Raw genomic sequence first — 17,759 nt, 5'->3', positions numbered from 1 at the left:
ACGTGGGGGGGGGGGGGGGGGGGGGGGGGGGGGGGGGGGGGGGGGGGGGGGGGGGGCGGCCCCCCCCCCCCCCCCCCCCCCCCCCCCCCCGGCTCCGCACCCGAGCCGGGGCGGTGTCGCGTCGTCAGCGCTGCAGCGTCAGCATGCCTGGCCGGTAGGGCCACTGGCCGTAGTCGCCGCCGGAGTTGGGATCGCGCCCCTGGTAGAGGAACCGCAGGTTGCAGGGATCGACCGTGAAGGTCTGGTCGGCGCCGGTGCGGATCAGTTCGCCGTGGCTGATGTCGTTGGTCCAGGTGGCGCCGCTGTTGGCCTTGCCGGCGAAGGGGTTGCTCTCGGTCGCGGCCTGGGGTGTCCAGGAACCGTTCAGGCTGGTGGCCGTGAACGAGCGGAAGTACCGGCCCTGCGAACCGATCGCCTCGACGATCATGAGGTAGCGGTCCTGGCCCTGAAGTCTGTAGACCTGCGGGGCCTCGAACAGGTTGTTCGTCGTGTCGCTCATGACCACCGTCGAGGTCGTGCCGAAACTGCCGGGGAAGTTCCCGATCGGCATGCTGGCGCGGTAGATCCTGCCGTTGTCGCCGGCGAAGAACAGGTACATGTTGGTGCCGTCACCGATGAGCGTCTGGTCGATGGGGCCCGTTCCCGAGTTGGCGATGGTTCCGGAGAAGAGCTCTCGCTCCGCCGACCAGCCGTTCGGGTTGGTGGGGTCGGTCGACGTCCGGTAGGAGAAGGCGGTCCTGCCCCACTGATAGGCGAGCACCCAGATGTTCTTCGGCGCGAAGTAGAAGAGCGTGGGCGCGACGACGGAACTCGACATCGTGTTCTGGCCGGCCGAGGCCATCTCCGACCAGTTGGTGAAGGGGGTGAAGTTCATCGAGCCCCAGCCCGCCCCCGTTCCCGCGGCGCCGTGCGTCGTCGCGTAGACGAGGTGCTTGCCGTTGTAGGGGGCGACGGTGAAGTCCTTGAGCGAGGCCCACCCTGGCTTGGGCTGGGCCAGCGCGCCCGTCGACGACCAGCGGTACGTCGAGGGAAGGGGACAGGCGCCGGGGGTACTGCCGGCGGCCTTGACGAGCTGCCACTGCTGGTTGGCGCCGCCCCAGTCGTCGTACTGGACGACGTTCGCGCCGTCGGCGGTGGAGGCGCCCTGTATTTCGAGGGCCTTGCCGCTGTGGCGGGCGATGAGCCGCACGTGGCCGTCCGCGCTGTCGGCGAGCCGCCACTGCTGGTTGGTGCCGTTCAGGTCGGTCCACTGGACGACCGGGCCGCCGTTGGCGGTGGAGAAGTTGTGGACGTCCAGGACCTTGCCGGAGTGGCGGGACTTGACGCGGTAGTAGCCGTCGCCGGAGGCGACGAACTGCCACTGCTGCTGGCTCTGGTCGTTCCTGGTCCACTGGGTGATGCGGGCGCCGTCGCCGGTCGCCAGGTTGTAGACGTCCAGGACCTTGCCGCTGTTGCGGTTCACCAGCACGTACCAGGCGTTGGTGTCGACGGTCGCCGCGGCGGCGGGCGGGGCGCTGAGGAGAGTGGCCCCGAGCAGCAAGGACGACAGGACCGCGAGGACGAGACTCAGGACCAGGGGTGGATGGCGAAATCTCATCAGGAGAGCTCCTTCGGGGGATGAGGGTGAGGTGGCTCGGACGAACCGCGCGGCGGCCGCGTCGGGAGGACGGGGACGGGGACGGGGACGGGGACGGGATAGGGATGGAGAAGGCCGCACATGCCGAAGAGCGGGTCCTGCGGGCGTTCCAGCCGCGACACTTCACCGTGATCGAGGTGGGAGAGGTCTCCGGTCTTCAGCGCTTCCAGTTGGCTGCCGGTCGCGAGGGTCTGGACGCTGCCCTGACCGCCGATCACGACGTACGCTTCGGAGCGGACGAGGTGCATGTGGGGGGGACGCCGCACAGCCCGTCGGCGGCCTCCCAGTCGTACACGGTCAATCCGGAGATCCCCACGCCTCCGGGGAGCGGGGTCACCATGGGTTCTCCGTGACGTGGCGTGACAGGTGTGCGGGGGTCCACGCGCCGTCGGCGACGACGATCCGGTAGCGGCGCGTCAGGGTGTCGCCCGGGGCCAGCGGCACTTCCTCGTCGAACGCCAGTGACGGGTTGACGGCGGGGATGGGCTCGCTGCGGACGAACCAGCGGCCGGGGGCGTCCGGATCGTCCAGGAACAGGAGCGTGGAGGAGCGGTCGACCTCGTCGTGCCTGCCGACGAAGGCCAGCCAGTCGCCCTTCCCGCCCATCGCGGGGCCGATCACCTCGCCGCCGGCGAAGTCACGCGGGCCGCGCCAGAACAGGCCGGAGTATCCAGCGAGCTCTCTGCCCTGTGTGCCCGGGCTGCCGAACATCAGCGTGGCGTCGTGGACGTTGGTCAGCGCGGTGGTGACCTCCAGGGTCCAGTAGTCGGCCTCGACGTCGCGTGCGGTCAGCGTGCGGTGCTCGGCGATCCAGTGCTCCCCCACCATGGTGTGCCAGGCCAGGTCCTCGGTGATCAGGGCGCGGCCGTGGTCCGTTTCGGCGGAGAGGACGAGGCTGCGCATCGTGCCGAGGTTCGGCAGGTCGACGTAGCCCCGGCCGCGCAGGTAGGTGCCGCCGCCCCAGAAGTTCTGCCCCGACACCCATGACGCCGTGAACTGGATGCCCTTGTGCCAGCGGTGGTCGTGTGGCCGGTATCCGGTGACCACGTCGCCGGCGAGTGTGCGCACCGGATGCAGGTAGGGCTTCGGCGCCTCGAAGGGGTCCATGACCGGCCGGTGCACATAGCGGAAGAGGTCGATCCCGCGAGCCCGGACGGTCAGCGAGTCCTCGTTCTCCAGGAGTTCGAAGGTCATCGGAACACCTCCGGGCGTCCCCCGTGGAGTGATCCGTAGAAGGGGTCGGTCGCGTCGATCTCGCCGCGCCGGACCGGCCGGCCGGTGATCGCGGCCTTGTACAGGGCGGTGACCAGCTCCATGGTGGGTCTGCCGAGGTCGGGCCGGATCCCGGCCTCGTAGCCGTCCAGGAAGTCCGCGAGCTGGGCGGTGTGCGAGCTGGGCAGGTCGTCCGGCGCCTCCCACGTCGCGTGGGGCGTCCTGGCGGTGAACGTCCAGTCCGTGTTGGAGTAGCCGTACAGGTGCCGCAGTTCGACCGTGGCGTCGGCGAGGTCGAACCGCAGGTAGCTCTCCTCGCGGGGGGAGAGGACGCTGTTGACGACCGTCGCGATGGCTCCGTTCTCGAAGCGGACCAGGGCTGCGGACACGTCCTCGGTCTGGATGTCGCGCTCCAGGCGGCCGGCCATCGCACGTACCTCGGCCCATTCGCCGAGCACGTCCAGCATCAGGTCCATCTGGTGGATGCCGTGGCCCAGGGTCGGGCCGCCGCCCTCGCTCCGCCAGGTTCCGCGCCAGGGCACGTCGTAGTAGGCGTCGTCGCGGTACCACGCCGTGACGCACTGCGCGACCAGGGGACGGCCCAGGGCCCCGGCCGCGATCCGGTCGCGCAGGTACCGGGCCCCGGAGCCGTGCCTGTGCTGGAACACCGCGCCCGCGACGGCAGGGCCCTCGGCGGCTTCGATCCGGTCGAGCTCGGCAAGCGACAGGGCCACCGGCTTCTCGCACCACACCCACGCTCCCGCCTCCAGGCAGGCCACCGCCTGTTCGGCGTGCAGGAACGGCGGCGTGCACAGGTGCACGAGGTCCGGGCGCTGCTCCCTGAGCATCGTGTGCAGGTCGGTGTAGAGCGCGGGGATGCCGTGCTCGGCCGCGAACGCCTCGGCGCGCGTGGCGTCCACGTCGACGGCCGCCACGATCTCGGCCCGGTGCGCCTGTGCCCGGAGGGCGGGGATGTGGCAGACGCCGGCGATCCCGCCCGTTCCGACGATCGCCGTTCTGATCATCCGCCCAGCACCTCCCTGATCGCGTGGTAGGCGGGCTTGGGCATCAGGTTCTCGTCGTAGGGCAGCGCGGCGCCCTCGCCGGGGAACACGGAGGGGATCCACGAGTACTTGTCCGTGTAGTCCCAGATGGTCACGCCGACGCATTTCCTGACCGCCAGGCATGCCTTGACGTAGTCGGCGTACCAGGTGGCCTGGGTGGCGAGCTTTTCCGGGGTCGCCGGGAGGTTCATCCGGATGTCGAGCTCGGTGACCGCGACCTCGACACCGAGGTCGGCGAAGCGCCGCATGTTCTCCCGGACGTCGGCGGGGAAGCCGTACTGGAGCGCCAGATGGCCCTGGATACCGAAGCCGTCCACCGGGACGCCGTCGGCCTTCAGCTGCTTGATCAGGGTGTGGTAGGCGTTGCTCTTGGGGCCGATCCCGTCGACGTTGTAGTCGTTGAGGTACAGCTTGACGTGCCGGTCGGCCTCGTGGGCCCAGCGCAGGGCGTCGGCGATGTAACCGGGGCCGAGCGTCTTGTAGAAGAGCGACTCGCGGTAGGTGCCGTCCTCGTTGAACGCCTCGTTGACGACGTCCCAGTGCATCACCTGGCCCTTGTAGTGCCGGACCACCGTCTGGATGTGGTTCTTGAGGACGGCGCGCAGTTCGTCGGCGGTCCAGCTGCGTTCGGTGAGCCAGGTGGGGAGCTGGCTGTGCCAGACGAGGGTGTGGCCGCGGACCTTCTGGTGGTGGGCTTTGGCGAAGGCCACGACCTCGTCGCCGGCGGTGAAGTCGAAGACGCCGCGCTCGGGTTCGGTGGCGTACCACTTCATGGCGTTGCCGGGGGTAGTCTGTCCGAATTCGCTGCCGAGGAGCTTCAGGTAGGCGGCGTCGGCGAACTCGGGGTTGTCGGTGGCCGAGCCGAAGTACTTGTGGTGCTTCTTGGCCAGTTCGCCCAGTGTCCGCGGACGGGGCTCGGCGGTGGCGGGGGCGGCGGCGAGGCCGGCCGCGAGCCAGACGGCGGCGGACAGGGCGATGAGGTGCCGGGACGGGGACATGGATGACTCCTCGGGTGCCGGGCGGTTCAGTCGAGGACGATCGTGGTCAGGGCGCGCGGGGCCAGGGTGGCCGTGAGGGTCGTGCCGTGCGTGGAGACGACGTCGGCCGGGGTGATCGAGCGGGTCTCGTCGGTGACGTAGGCGTCGGGGTGCCGGTCGCGCCCGCCGCGGAGGGTGAGGGCGGCGGAGGTCTCGGTGGTCGCGGTGTTGAGGATCTCGATGACGCGGCTGCCGTCGGCGTTGCGGAAGGCCGTGACCCGGAGGGCCGGGTCGGCGTTCGTGATCGGAACGCGGACGGCGCCGGGGCGGATGAAGCGGCTGAAGGCGGCGAGCGCCCAGTACCGCTTGGACACCCGGTAGTCGTCACCGGGGTCGGCGAGCTGGATCAGACCTCGGGTGGCACCGAGGGAGGCCCCGGTCCAGTAGACGTAGGCGTTGGCGTTGCCGGTGGTCAGGGTGTTGTGGATGTCCGCCGCGACGGTGAGGCCGTCGTAGCCGCTGCCGTCGTCCCAGTTCTCGTTCCAGGTGGAGCCGTCCGGTGACCACTCCGACATCCACACGCGCTTGTCGGTGGGCTGCGGGACCGATGTCGGGCCGCTGTAGCGGTGGCCGGTGATGGTGCGCACGGCTCTGTCGGCCGCGGGGTCCGCCTCGATGGCCTCGGTGTAGGCGACCTGGCGGTCCCAGCCCGCGGCGTCGCAGCAGACGACTGAGGTCTTCAGACCGGAGGCGCGCACGGTCGGCCCGAGCACCTTGAGGAAGTCGACGGCCTGCTGCGGGTGAAGCGCATCGAGGCGTAGGTCGCCGTCCAGTCGGGTTCGTTGGTGAACCCCAGGTCGGTGATCCTGATGCCTTCCCGCTGGTAGAACCTGGCGTACTGCACGAGGTAGTTCGCGTAGGCCTGACGCCATGCGGGCAGGAGCTCGCCGCCGTCGTTCTCGCTGCCGTTGGTCTTCATGAAGGCCGGCGCGCTCCAGGCGTCGGCGAAGAACCGTTCGACGCCGTAGGTCTTGGCCTCCTTGGCGAGCCAGACCTGGCCGCCGTCCCAGCCGTCCCAGACGTACTTCGGCGTGGCGCCCGGCCCGCCGGGGTCGACCGGCAGGATCGTCGGCATGTGGTCGTAGACCCGGTCGGTCGACGACCCGATGCCCAGGCGCAGGATCGACAGGCCGGCGCCCTTCTCCTTGCTGAGCAGCAGGTCGAGTACCTCGCGCCGCTTGGCGGGGCCGAGGCCGCGCGCGCCGTGCAGCAGGTCGGCCCGTTGGAAGGCCATGGAGAAGCCGAATCCGTCGATGGGCTGGAGCTCGCCCCGGAAGTCGATGCCGACCCGCGCGGGATCGGCCGGGGATCGCGCCGGGTCGGACGCGGCGAGAGAGGTCAGCGCCAGCATGGTGGCGGCTGCCAGAGCGGTCAGGCGTTTCACGGGTCTCCTCGGGGGTGGAGGTCGCGTGGACGGGTCAGCCCTTGGTGGCGCCCGCGGTGAGGCCGCCGATCAGCTGCCGTTCGGCGACGGCGTAGAAGGCGAGGGCGGGGACCATGGCGAGCACGATGTAGGCGAGGACGAGCGCGTAGTCGGTCGAGTACTGGCCCTGGAACTGCTGGACGCCGACCGGGATCGTCTGCCATTTCGGGTCGTTGAACACCAGCAGCGGCAGGAAGAAGTTGTTCCAGCTCGCGACGACCGAAAGGACCGAGACCGTGCCGAGCGCCGGACGCGCCATCGGCAGCAGGATCTTCCAGAAGAAGCGGAACTTGCCGCAGCCGTCCATGACGGCGGCCTCTTCGATCTCCGCCGGGATGGTCCGGAAGAAGCCGCGCAGGATGACGATCGTCATGGGGAGCCCGAAGGCCGCCTGCGGGAGGATCACCCCGAGCGGGTTGTCGAGCAGGCCGAAGGTGCGCAGCATGAGGAAGAGCGGCAGGACGGCCACCGCGAACGGGAACATCAACCCGATCGTGAACAGCGTGTAGAACAGCTCCTTGCCCCGGAAGGCGTAGCGGGCCAGCACGAACGCGGCCATCGCGGCGGCCGCCACCGTGCAGAACGTCGTGCCGATCGCGATGCCCGCGCTGTTGGCGATCTGCCGCCAGAAGGTCCCGTCGCCGAGAATGCCGGTGTAGTTGGCGGTCTTCCACTGCTCCGGCAGGCCGAACGGGTTCGTCGTGAGTTCGCCGGTGCTCTTGAACCCGGAGATCACCGCGTAGATCAGCGGCACGACGACGAACCCGGCGATCAGCCAGACCGCGGCGTGCAGCGAAAGCCCTCGTGCCGTCCCGCGGGCGTTCATCGGCCGCCTCCTGTGGTGACGGCCCCGCTCAGGTCACGACGGAGCACGTAACGCTGGTAGAAGAGCGAGAAGACCAGACAGATCATGAACAGGACCACGCTGATCGCACTGGCGTAGCCGACCTGGTACCGCTTGAACCCGAACTGGAACATCGCGATCGCCATCGTCTCGGAGGAGTGGTTGGGCCCTCCCGCGGTCATGACCCAGACGAGGTCGAAGAGCTGGATGCACCCGATGATCGAGAGGAAGACGCTGATCCGGATCGTCGGGCCGAGCAGCGGCAGCGTCACGTGCCGGAAGCGCTGCCAGGCGCCGGCGCCGTCGATGGAGGCGGCCTCGAGGATCTCGGCCGGGATGCTCTGCAGCCCGGCGAGGAAGAGCATCATGTGGAAGCCGAAGTACTTCCAGATCATGACCACGAAGAGGGTCGGCATGACCGTCGAGGGGTCGGCGAGCCACTTGCCCTGCAACCCCTCCAGGCCCAGGAGGCCGGCGAGGTGGTCGGCCATGCCGTCTCCGGGCAGGAAGATCATCGTGAAGAGGACCGCCGTGACCACCTCGGACAGGATGTACGGCGCGAAGAACAGCATGCGGTAGACGGCACGGCCGCGGAGCCTCTGGTTGAGCAGGACCGCGGTGAACAGGGCGAACGGCAACTGGACCGTGATCGACAGGACGATCAGGTACAGCCCGCGCCCCAGATCGCCGAGGAAGACCTGGTCGTCGAAGAGCCTGGTGTAGTTCGCGAAGCCGACGAAGTCGTCCATGGGGCCGATGCCGCCCCATGTGAAGAAGCCGGTGTAGACGGCGACGACGATCGGGGCGAGGACGAAGACGAGGAAGAGGACCAGGGCCGGGACGAGGAACCAGGCGACCGACGCCCAGTCTCCTAACCGGCGCGGGCGTGACCGTGCCTGGAGTGGCGGGTTCGCCGGCACGTCCTCCTCCGTCCGCTCCTTTGTCAGGGTGGACAGGGAGCTAGGCACTCTTCGCAGCCTCGGTGATCGACGTGGTGACCTGCTCGGGCGTCTTCTTGCCGGCTATGAGGTCGGCGACGCTGTCGTTGACCTCCTGGCCGACCGCCGGCGGGTATGCCTGGTCGAGGAAGAGCTGGAAGCCCGTCGCCTTGACCAGGCTGTCGGCCACCACCTTCTTGTTGGCGTCGGTGAGCTGGCTCTCCGCGCCCTTGACCACCGGGAGGTAGCCGTTGGAGGCCAGCAGCTTGGACTGGTTCTCCAGGACGAAGAACTTCAGGAAGTCCAGTGCCTCCTTCGGGGCGCCCTTGCGCAGCGCGAAGCCGCCGCCGCCGCCGAACACCTCGGTGGCCCGGCCGACTCCGCCGTCGACCGTCGGGAAGGGGAAGAAGCCCAGGTCCGCTCCGAGATCGGCGCCCGCGTCCTTCTGCACCGACGGTCCCCACTGCCCCATCAGCTCCATGGCGGCCTTGCCGTTGCCCATGGTCGCGGCCTGCCCTCCGGGGGTGGCGTAGCCGGCGCCCAGGAAGGCCGGCTGGAACGGCTGGAGGTCGACCAGCTCCTTGAGATGGACGCCTGCCCGGACGAAGCCGGGGCCTGTGAAGTCCTTGGTGGTCGCGGCCTGTTGCAGCGCGGGAAGACCGGCGACGCGCATCGCGAGGTAGGCCCAGTAGTAGTGGCCCGGCCACTTCTCCTTGCCCGCGAGGGCGATCGGGGTGATACCCGCCGCCTTGAGCTTCCCGACGTCTTCCAGGAGTTCGGCCCAGGTGGCCGGCGGGGCGGTGATCCCGGCCTTGGCGAAGAGCTTCTTGTTGTACCAGAAGCCGACCATGCCGATGTCGTACGGCACCGCGTAGGTCCGGCCCTCGAACTGATACGCCTGCAGCGAGACCGGGGTGAGCTGGGACGACCAGTCCAAGATGTCGGTGAGGTCCTCGACAAGACCCGCGTCGACCTGCTGCTGCAGCACGCCGCCGCCCCAGGTCTGGAAGACGTCGGGGAGCTTGCCCGAAGAGGTGGTGGCGGTGAGCTTGGACTTGAACGCCTCGTTCTCCAACGAGGTCGTGTCGATCACGATGTTCGGGTGAGCGGCCGTGAACGCCGCGGAGATCTGCGGGAAGAGGGACTTGCCGGGTTCGGTCGTGGCGATGTTCCACCACGCGAAGGACACCTTGCCGTCGGCCGTCGTGCCACCGGATTCGTCGGCTCCACAGGCCGCGGTCAGGGATACGGACAGGGCGGTCAGGCCCGAGAGCGCCAAGAAGCTTCGACGGCTCGGGAGGGTGCTGGCCATGGGACCTCCGGGGTGGGGAGTGCCGATTCGTGCCCGAAAATGTTTCGAAGATCTCTCCGAATTCTGCGCTGCCACAAACTAGGAACGTGCGGCTAATCGGTCAAGACCTCGCGTCGATTTCTCTGCGAACTACGGCTGTTGTGGGGTTGACAAGCAGGTCGGGCCGCCCGGAAACTCGTCGAAAGTTTGCGATACCTATCGTTGACCGAAGACGTCCGTCCCGAGGAGAGAAGTTGAGCGAGCAGCGTCCGACCCTGGCCGTCATCGCCGCGGAAGCAGGGGTTTCCCAGGCCACCGTGTCCAAGGTGGTCAACGGCCGCTCCGATGTCGCACCCTCGACGCGCGAACGGATCGAGGGTCTGCTGCAGGCTCACCACTACCTCCCGCCCGGCCGGCAGGGCAGAGCCCGCAGATCGGGTCTCGTCGACCTGATCATCGGCGGTCTGGACAGCGCGTGGGCGGTGGAGATACTGCGCGGCGTCGAGGCCGAGTGCGCCCAGCGGAGCGTAGGCACCGTCGTGTCGCTCGTCCCGCCGGGCGAGGCCACGCCGTCCAGTTGGACCGCGCTCCCGGCCCTGCACCACAGCGACGGCGTCATTCTCGTCACCGCCTCGGTCACCGACGACCAGCGTGCCCAGGTCGAGCGGGCCGGGGCGGCGCTGGTCGTCATCGACCCGATCGACCTGCCGGGCAGCGGCGTGCCGAGTGTCGGAGCGACCAACTGGGCGGGCGGCCTCGCCGCCACAGAGCACCTGCTGGAGCTGGGGCACCGCCGGATCGCCGCGATCGGCGGACGCAAGGAGATGCTCTGCAGCCAGGCCCGCATCGACGGGTACCGGGCCGCCCTGGAGCGGGCCGGGATCGAGGTCGACCGCGACCTGATCCGGTTCGGCGACTTCCAGCACGAGGGCGGGTTCCGGTGCGCCCAGGAGCTGCTCGTCCTCCCCGAACCGCCGACCGCCGTCTTCGCCGGTAGCGACCAGCAGGCAATGGGCGTCTACGAAGCCGCCCGGCAGGGCGGACTGAGCATCCCGCAGGACCTCAGCGTGGTCGGCTTCGACGACCTGCCGATGTGCGACTGGCTGTCACCGCCGCTGACGACGGTGCGCCAGCCGCTGGAGGAGATGGGCCGGGTCGCAGCCCGCACACTGTTCCAGCTTCTGGACGGCCAGCCCCTGGTCAGCCCCCGGATGGAGCTCTCGACCGAACTCAAGGTCCGGCTCTCCACCGCCCCGCCTCGCCCCTAGGAGAAGTCCTTGAACGAGCCCTGGCGTGACCCCCGCCTCCCCGCGTCCGTGCGCGTCGCCGATCTGCTGGGAAGGATGACGCTGGAGGAGAAGGCGGGGCAACTCGCCGGCTTCTGGGCCCTGCCCTCGGATCCGGGAGCACCTGTCGCGCCGATGGAGGACGACTCCGGTGAACCCGCGCCCGGTCTCGACGACATCGTCGCCCACGGACTCGGCCAGCTCACCCGGGTGTACGGCACGGCCCCGGTCACCGCGGAAGCCGGGATGGAGCGGCTCTCCACGCTCCAGCGGCAGGTGATCGGATCCGGTCGGTTCGGGATCCCGGCGGTCGCTCACGAGGAGTGCCTGACCGGATTCATGACGTTCGGCGCCACGGTCTTCCCCGGGCCGCTGGCCTGGGGCGCCTCCTTCGATCCCGGGCTGGTGCGCCGGATGGCCGCCGCCATCGGCGCCGGGATGCGGCGGGTCGGCGTCCACCAAGGGCTGGCTCCGGTACTCGACGTGGTCCGCGACTACCGGTGGGGCAGGACCGAGGAGTGCATCGGCGAGGACCCCTACCTCGTCGGAGCGATCGGCACGGCCTACGTACAGGGCCTGGAAGGCGCCGGCATCGTGGCGACGCTCAAGCACTTCGCCGGCTACTCGGCCTCGCGCGGCGGCCGGAACATGGCCCCCGTCGCCTCGGGGCCCCGCGAGTTCGCCGACGTGCTGATCGAGCCCTTCGTACGGGCGATTCGCGAGGGGGGCGCCCGGTCGGTGATGAACAGCTACACCGACGTGGACGGCGTCCCGGCGGCCGCCGACGAACGCCTGCTGACCGACCTGCTCAGGGGCGAGCTCGGTTTCGGCGGTGTCGTCGTCGCCGACTACTACGCCGTCTCCTTCCTGGAGACCCGGCACGGCGTCACCGGATCGCGCGGCGCGGCCGGCGCGCTGGCGTTGACCGCGGGTATCGACGTCGAGTTGCCCACGGCCCGCTGCTACGGCGAGCCGCTGGTCGAACTCGTGCGATCAGGAAGCGTTCCCGAAGCGCTCATCGACCGGGCCGCCGAACGGGTCCTGCTGCAGAAGGCCGGACTCGGCCTGCTCGACCCCGACTGGGAACCTGTCAAACCGGAGCCGGTCGACCTCGACCCGCCGGAAAACCGGGCACTGGCCAGGCTCCTGGCCGAACGGTCCACCGTGCTGCTCGCCAACGACGGCGCCCTGCCGCTGCGGCCGTGCCGCGTCGCGATCAGTGGACCGTACGCCGACGACCCCCAGTCCTTCCTCGGTTGCTACTCCTTCCCCAACCACGTCGCCCTGCCCGGCGCCCTCGGGCTGGAGATTCCGACGCTCGGCGAGGCGCTCACCGCTGCCGGATTCACGGTCACCGCGGACGATCCGGAGGTGAACATACTGGTACTCGGGGACCGGGCCGGCATGTTCGGCCGGGGCACCTCGGGAGAGGGCTGCGACGCCGAGACCCTCGACTTGCCCGGCGACCAGGCCGCCCTCGCCTCCGCCGTCCTCGACTCCGGAGTACCGACCGTCCTGGTCATCGTCTCCGGACGGCCTTACGCGCTCGGCTCACTGGCCGAACGCGCGTCGGCCGTGATCCAGGCGTTCTTTCCCGGCGAAGAGGGCGGGACCGCACTGGCCCGGATCATCAGCGGGGCCGCGGAACCCTCCGGGCGGCTGCCCGTCTCCATCCCCCGCCACGTCGGCGGCCAGCCCGGCACTTACCTGCACTCCAGGCTCGCCGGACACACCCAGTGGAGCTCGGTGGACCCGACCCCCCTGTTCCCTTTCGGACACGGGCTGAGCTGGACCAGCTTCACCTGTTCGGATCTCTCGGTGGATCCCGTCGCCGCGACGGACGGGGTCGTCGCCGTCTCGGTCACCGTCCGCAACGTCGGAGAGGTGGCCGGGACCGAGGTGGTCCAGCTCTACCTCTCGGACCCCGAGGCGTCCGTCGTCCGGCCGGAGAGGTGGCTCGCCGGATTCGGCAGGGTCGAGCTGCAGCCCGGCGCGGCCGCCCGGGTCACCTTCTCCGTCCACGCCGACCGGACCTCTTTCACCGGGCTCGACCTGCGCAGAAGAGTGGAGCCCGGAGAGATCGGCGTGGCCGTCGGCCGGTCGAGCGGCGATCTCCCGCTGCGAGGTTCCTTCACTCTGTACGGCCCTGTACGTCACCCGGCGGCCGACCGCGTGCTGTCCGTGCCGGTCGAGATCGTCCCCGTCTCGTGAGCACGCCCTTCGGTGATCCCGTGCTGCCCGGGTTCCGGCCCGATCCGTCCGTGTGCCGGGTGGGAGCGGACTACTACCTGGCGACGTCCAGCTTCGCATGGTTCCCGGGTCTTCCCGTGTTCCACAGCCGCGATCTCGTGAACCGGCGGCGTCGCGGCTCCGCGCTCGACCGGCCGTCCCAGCTCGACCTCGACGGGTGCGAGCCCTCACGCGGCCTGTTCGCACCGACGATCCGGCACGAGGCCGCCGGCCGCACCGAGATCTGGAGGCGTGAGTACCTACCCCGCGAACGGCGGCTCACGGGACCCGAGTACGTCCTGTGGTCGGGAAGCCGGCCGGGTGCCCGCTGGCCGGAGGCCCCGCACCTCTACAGGATCGACGGTACCTGTCTCCTGCTCACCGCGGAGGGCGGCCCCGATGTGGACCACAGTGTGGTGGCTGCCCGCGCCGACCACGTGACCGGCCCGTACGAGGGCGCCCCCGGCAACCCGGTGCTGCCTCCCGCCACGGGCCCGGTCACCCGCACCGGGCACGCCGACCTCGTCCAGACCCCGGACGGCGACTGGCGGGCCGTCCTCCTGGGCGTACGCCCGGGCTCCGCCGTCGGTCGCGAGACCTTCCTCAGCAGGGTCACCTGGAGCGACGGCTGGCCGGTCTTCTCCCCCTGCCGGCCGCACAGGCCCTCGGCGCCGTCGCCACGACGACTTCGCCGCCCTCTTCGCCGACTGGAGCACACTGCGCACCCCACGCCCCCGAGATGCGCTTTGAGGGGTGCTCATTCATGAGGATCACCTTCGCGGGAGCTTCCGGCCCGACCCTCGATTCTTCCGCGTCTGCCCGATCGAAAAGATGCGGACACCTCAACGTCAGGAGCAGACCGGGCGCCTTCCATATCGAATATATTTCGATGTGGAAGGCGCCCGCAAAAACATCTCCCGGATCATTTCGAAGGGGCAGGACTTCGAAACCCTTTCGAAACCATTGACATGTCCCCGCCATTTTTCCACACTGATTTCCGAGGCGGCGTCACTCTCTGCCTCCGCACCACCGTGCCGGTCTCACATCGTCACATCGTCACGTCCTGGCGGCACGCACCGCTTTCCAGTGGGCGCGGACATCGCAGACGAAAATTCCTTCTGCCGCGCTCGAATCCTTCCGTGATTTCCGTCCTGGAGGCTCAGTCATGCACTTACACGTCGTTCGGCCATCCACTATCCGCAGAAAGATCGGCGGCCTGTGCGCGGCGCTGATCGTCGGCGTCCTCGGTTCGGCCGCCGTCCTGGTGGCGCCGCCGACCTCTGAGGCCGCCGAGAGCACGCTCGGCCGCGCGGCGGCCCAGAGCGGCCGCTACTTCGGCACAGCCATCGCCTCGGGCAGGCTCAACGACTCGACGTACACGACGATCGCGGCGCGCGAGTTCAACTCGGTGACGGCCGAGAACGAGATGAAGATCGACGCCACCCAACCCCAGCAGGGCCGGTTCAACTTCACCGCCGGGGACCGCGTCTACAACTGGGCGGTGCAGAACGGCAAGCAGGTACGCGGCCACACCCTGGCCTGGCACTCCCAGCAGCCCGCCTGGATGCAGAGCCTCAGCGGCAGCGCACTGCGTCAGGCGATGATCAACCACATCAACGGCGTGATGGCCCACTACAAGGGCAAGATCGTCCAGTGGGACGTCGTGAACGAGGCGTTCGTCGACGGCACCTCGGGGGCCCGGCGCGACTCCAACCTGCAGCGCACCGGCAACGACTGGATCGAGGTCGCCTTCCGCACCGCGCGCGCCGCGGACCCGGCCGCCAAGCTCTGCTACAACGACTACAACGTCGAGAACTGGACCTGGGCCAAGACGCAGGCCATGTACGCCATGGTCCGGGACTTCAAACAGCGCGGCGTGCCCATCGACTGCGTCGGCTTCCAGGCGCACTTCAACAACGGCAGCCCGTACAACAGCAACTTCCGCACCACCCTGCAGAACTTCGCCGCCCTCGGCGTCGACGTGGCCATCACGGAACTCGACATCCAGGGTGCCCCCGCCACGACCTACGCCAACGTGACCAACGACTGCCTGGCCGTTCCCCGGTGCGTCGGCATCACCGTCTGGGGTGTGCGGGACACCGACTCCTGGCGAGCCGAGCAGACGCCACTGCTGTTCAACGGCGACGGCAGCAAGAAGCCCGCTTACAACTCCGTCCTCAACGCGCTCAACTCCGTCTCCCCCACCCCCACTCCGACGCCCTCCCCCGGCTCCGGACAGATCAGGGGAGTCGCCTCGGGCCGGTGCCTGGACGTGCCCGGAGCCAGTACGACCGACGGCACCCAGCTCCAGCTGTGGGACTGCGGCAACCGCACCAACCAGCAGTGGACCCACACAGCCACGGGCGAGCTCAGGGTCTACGGTGACAAGTGCCTGGACGCCGCCGGCACCGGCAACGGCGCCAAGGTGCAGATCTACAGCTGCTGGGGCGGTGACAACCAGAAGTGGCGCCTCAACTCCGACGGTTCCATCGTCGGCGTCCAGTCCGGCCTCTGCCTCGACGCCGCTGCCAACGGCACCGCCAACGGCACCCTGATCCAGCTCTACTCCTGCTGGAACGGCACCAACCAGCGCTGGACCCGCACCTGACCTCGTGCAGTGACACCCGCACCATGGAGGGGGCCAGAGGATCCTGGCTCCCTCGGTACGGTCGGACGGAGGGCGAGTCGCCGTAGCAGGCATCCGGGCCGTGCTTGCGTGTGAAGCGGTCTCGCGGACGTCGTCGCACGCAGCTGTCGATCGAACCGCCTCCGGAGCCTCCTGCGGCGCCTGGTTCTACGCCGTACGCGCCTTCTCCGCGGAACGGCTGACGCCGCTCGAACTCCGCACGCACCAGCTGCGCATCGACGGGTTCGAGCGGGCCATGGCACTCACGGGCAGCGGCGATACCCGCGCCGGGAGAGTTCTGCTCCGTCCTTCAGGCTGACGACCCGGGATCGCGTTCGCGGCATTGACCCCGGCCTACCAGCGGGCGCTGCGCTGCGGGGTGCGCAGCCGGGTGGCCTGGTGATGCGTCGCCGCACGGGAATCCCGTACCACCGCACTTCCCCACTGCGTCGCCCGCTCGGCACGAGACCGCGCGACGCATCCGCCGTCAGGAAACCGAGGTACAGCCATGCGCCACACAATCCGCGCCCTCGTCGCCGCCCTTGCCGCGCTGCCACTGGTGCTCGCCGTCTCGCCGCCCGCCCACGCGGCGGACCCCACCACCATGACCAGCGGCTTCTACGTGGACCCGAACTCCAGTGCGAAGCAGTGGGTCGCCGCCAACCCCGGTGACGGCCGGGCGCCCGCCATCAGCACGTCCCTGGCCAACACGCCCACGGCCCGCTGGTTCGGCGCCTGGAGCGGCACCATCGGCACCGCTACGGGCGCGTACGTCGGGGCGGCGGACCACGCGGACAAACTGCCCGTCCTGGTCGCCTACAACATCCACCTCCGAGACTCGTGCGGCGGGCACTCCGGAGGCGGAGCCACGTCGCCCTCCGCCTACGCGACCTGGATCGCGCAGTTCGCCGGCGGGATCGCCAACCGCCCGGCCGTCGTCGTCCTCGAACCCGACTCCCTCGCGGACTACGGCTGCCTGAACCAGAACCAGATCCGCGAACGTCAGGGCATGATCAGGGGCGCCCTCGCCGAGTTCAACCGCCAGGCGCCCAACACCTGGGTCTACCTCGACGCGGGCAACCCCGGCTGGGTGAGCGCGGCGACGATGGCCCAGCGCCTCCACGAGGCCGGCCTCCGCCAGGCCCGCGGTTTCTCCCTCAACGTCTCGAACTACTACACCACCGCCCAGAACACCGCCTACGGCAACGCCGTCAACAGCGAACTCGCCGCCCGCTACGGCTACACCAAGCCGTTCGTCGTCGACACCAGCCGCAACGGCAACGGCTCCAACGGCGAGTGGTGCAACGCCGCGGGCCGCCGCATCGGCACTCCCACCCAGTTGGGTGGCGGCGCCGAGATGCTGCTGTGGATCAAGGCCCCCGGCGAGTCCGACGGCAACTGCGGCGTCGGAACCGGATCCTCGGCCGGACAGTTCCTCCCGGAGGCCGCCTACAAGATGATCTACGGCTACTGACATCCGACTCCTGTGGCCCGGTGTCCGCCGCCCCGCGACCGGGCCACAGCTACCACCGGCCCTCTCCACCCCCATCCCCGCGACCAGGGGCCCTCATGAATCCACGCAGCCTGCGGCGCCGTGCGACCGCCGCTTTCGCAGCGCTCGCGGCCTGTGCGCCCGGCCGTCGACGCAGATCGCGAAGTCGTCGCGGCCGTTGCCTCACCACGACGGTCTCGATCGACTCGGTCAGCCCAGGAAGCTCAGCCGCACCTGGCGTTCCGGGTTGTCCTTGTTGGTGTCGACGAGACAGACCGACTGCCAGGTGCCGAGCGCCATCTCCCCGTTCACGACGGGGATCGTGGCGTGCGGGGGGATGAGGGCCGGGACGACATGGTCACGGCCGTGACCCGGGCTGCCGTGGCGGTGCTGCCAGCGGTCGTCGGCGGGGAGCAGGCTGTGCAGGGCGGCCAGGAGGTCGTCGTCGCTGCCGGAGCCGGTCTCCAGGACGGCCACTCCGGTCGTCGCGTGCGGGGTGAAGACATTGAGCAGTCCGTCGCGTCCCTCGGCCGCTTCGCGGAGGAAGGAGGCGCAGTCGTGGGTGAGGTCCCGGACGACCTCGGTCGTCCCGGTGACGATGCGCAGCGTGCGTGTGGTGAATGCGTCGCTCATCCCCCCATGGTGGCGTACGGCGGGCCCCGGGAAGATCCACGGCACCCC

Annotated in this window: 15 protein-coding genes and 1 pseudogene; 5 read left to right on the top strand and 11 right to left on the bottom strand. The window is 69.6% G+C overall.

Translation table 11 applies throughout. The features are described 5' to 3' along the window. Positions 1 to 124: 124 nt before the first annotated feature. The 10 genes and pseudogenes from ACGF5U_RS15190 to ACGF5U_RS15145 form a co-directional block, all read right to left on the bottom strand. Positions 125 to 1,597 carry a non-reducing end alpha-L-arabinofuranosidase family hydrolase gene (locus ACGF5U_RS15190; RefSeq protein WP_392714468.1) on the bottom strand — a complete coding sequence of 491 codons (1,473 nt, stop codon included), beginning with the start codon at positions 1,595 to 1,597 and terminating at the stop codon, positions 125 to 127. Positions 1,598 to 1,817: 220 nt separating this feature from the next. Next, positions 1,818 to 1,976 (bottom strand): annotated as a pseudogene (locus tag ACGF5U_RS15185) (cupin); the annotation flags it as partial. Next, positions 1,970 to 2,830: a PmoA family protein gene (locus ACGF5U_RS15180; RefSeq protein WP_392714466.1), complete on the bottom strand. Its 861-nt coding sequence runs from the start codon at positions 2,828 to 2,830 to the stop codon at positions 1,970 to 1,972. The pseudogene ACGF5U_RS15185 and the gene ACGF5U_RS15180, both read right to left, overlap by 7 nt. Further along, complete coding sequence (locus tag ACGF5U_RS15175) at positions 2,827 to 3,873, bottom strand: Gfo/Idh/MocA family protein (protein ID WP_392714464.1); 1,047 nt, start codon at positions 3,871 to 3,873, stop codon at positions 2,827 to 2,829. The genes ACGF5U_RS15180 and ACGF5U_RS15175 overlap by 4 nt, the downstream gene beginning before the upstream one ends. Beyond that, a complete protein-coding gene (locus tag ACGF5U_RS15170) occupies positions 3,870 to 4,910 on the bottom strand; it encodes an endo-1,4-beta-xylanase (protein ID WP_392714463.1) in 1,041 nt (346 codons plus the stop codon). Before ACGF5U_RS15170 ends, ACGF5U_RS15175 begins: the two co-directional genes overlap by 4 nt. Positions 4,911 to 4,936: 26 nt before the next feature. Further along, complete coding sequence (locus tag ACGF5U_RS15165) at positions 4,937 to 5,647, bottom strand: glycoside hydrolase family 30 beta sandwich domain-containing protein (RefSeq protein WP_392714462.1); 711 nt, start codon at positions 5,645 to 5,647, stop codon at positions 4,937 to 4,939. Further along, entirely contained in the window at positions 5,629 to 6,333 is a 705-nt protein-coding gene (locus ACGF5U_RS15160) for a glycoside hydrolase (RefSeq protein WP_392714460.1), read from the bottom strand. Before ACGF5U_RS15160 ends, ACGF5U_RS15165 begins: the two co-directional genes overlap by 19 nt. 34 nt (positions 6,334 to 6,367) lie before the next feature. Next, a complete protein-coding gene (locus ACGF5U_RS15155) occupies positions 6,368 to 7,198 on the bottom strand; it encodes a carbohydrate ABC transporter permease (protein ID WP_392714458.1) in 831 nt (276 codons plus the stop codon). Further along, positions 7,195 to 8,184 (bottom strand): carbohydrate ABC transporter permease, encoded by a 990-nt coding sequence (locus ACGF5U_RS15150; RefSeq protein WP_392714456.1) that lies wholly within the window; start codon positions 8,182 to 8,184, stop codon positions 7,195 to 7,197. The genes ACGF5U_RS15155 and ACGF5U_RS15150 overlap by 4 nt, the downstream gene beginning before the upstream one ends. Further along, complete coding sequence (locus tag ACGF5U_RS15145) at positions 8,177 to 9,466, bottom strand: extracellular solute-binding protein (RefSeq protein ID WP_392714454.1); 1,290 nt, start codon at positions 9,464 to 9,466, stop codon at positions 8,177 to 8,179. Before ACGF5U_RS15145 ends, ACGF5U_RS15150 begins: the two co-directional genes overlap by 8 nt. Positions 9,467 to 9,699: 233 nt before the next feature. Here ACGF5U_RS15145 and ACGF5U_RS15140 point away from each other — a divergent pair, with 233 nt between their 5' ends. The 5 genes from ACGF5U_RS15140 to ACGF5U_RS15120 all read left to right on the top strand — a co-directional run bounded on the left by ACGF5U_RS15140 (position 9,700) and on the right by ACGF5U_RS15120 (position 17,060). Beyond that, positions 9,700 to 10,713 (top strand): LacI family DNA-binding transcriptional regulator, encoded by a 1,014-nt coding sequence (locus ACGF5U_RS15140; protein ID WP_392714452.1) that lies wholly within the window; start codon positions 9,700 to 9,702, stop codon positions 10,711 to 10,713. 9 nt (positions 10,714 to 10,722) lie between these two features. Further along, positions 10,723 to 12,942, top strand: a complete 2,220-nt coding sequence (locus ACGF5U_RS15135; protein ID WP_392714450.1) for a glycoside hydrolase family 3 N-terminal domain-containing protein — start codon at positions 10,723 to 10,725, stop codon at positions 12,940 to 12,942. Further along, positions 12,939 to 13,727 carry a family 43 glycosylhydrolase gene (locus tag ACGF5U_RS15130; protein ID WP_392714448.1) on the top strand — a complete coding sequence of 263 codons (789 nt, stop codon included), beginning with the start codon at positions 12,939 to 12,941 and terminating at the stop codon, positions 13,725 to 13,727. The genes ACGF5U_RS15135 and ACGF5U_RS15130 overlap by 4 nt, the downstream gene beginning before the upstream one ends. A gap of 398 nt (positions 13,728 to 14,125) precedes the next feature. Next, positions 14,126 to 15,568, top strand: a complete 1,443-nt coding sequence (locus ACGF5U_RS15125) for an endo-1,4-beta-xylanase (protein ID WP_392714446.1) — start codon at positions 14,126 to 14,128, stop codon at positions 15,566 to 15,568. A gap of 526 nt (positions 15,569 to 16,094) precedes the next feature. Then, positions 16,095 to 17,060, top strand: coding sequence for a glycoside hydrolase family 6 protein (locus tag ACGF5U_RS15120; RefSeq protein WP_392714444.1), 966 nt, complete (start codon positions 16,095 to 16,097; stop codon positions 17,058 to 17,060). A gap of 228 nt (positions 17,061 to 17,288) precedes the next feature. On the opposite strand, the gene ACGF5U_RS15115 is transcribed toward ACGF5U_RS15120, so the two are convergent. Then, on the bottom strand, positions 17,289 to 17,711 hold the full coding sequence (locus ACGF5U_RS15115) for a YjbQ family protein (RefSeq protein WP_392714442.1): 423 nt from the start codon (positions 17,709 to 17,711) through the stop codon (positions 17,289 to 17,291). Between the last annotated feature and the right edge of the window lie 48 nt (positions 17,712 to 17,759).

The organism is Streptomyces sp. NPDC047886 (assembly GCF_043204435.1).
Taxonomy (GTDB): Bacteria; Actinomycetota; Actinomycetes; order Streptomycetales; family Streptomycetaceae; genus Streptomyces.
This window is presented reverse-complemented; position numbering and strand designations above follow the sequence as displayed.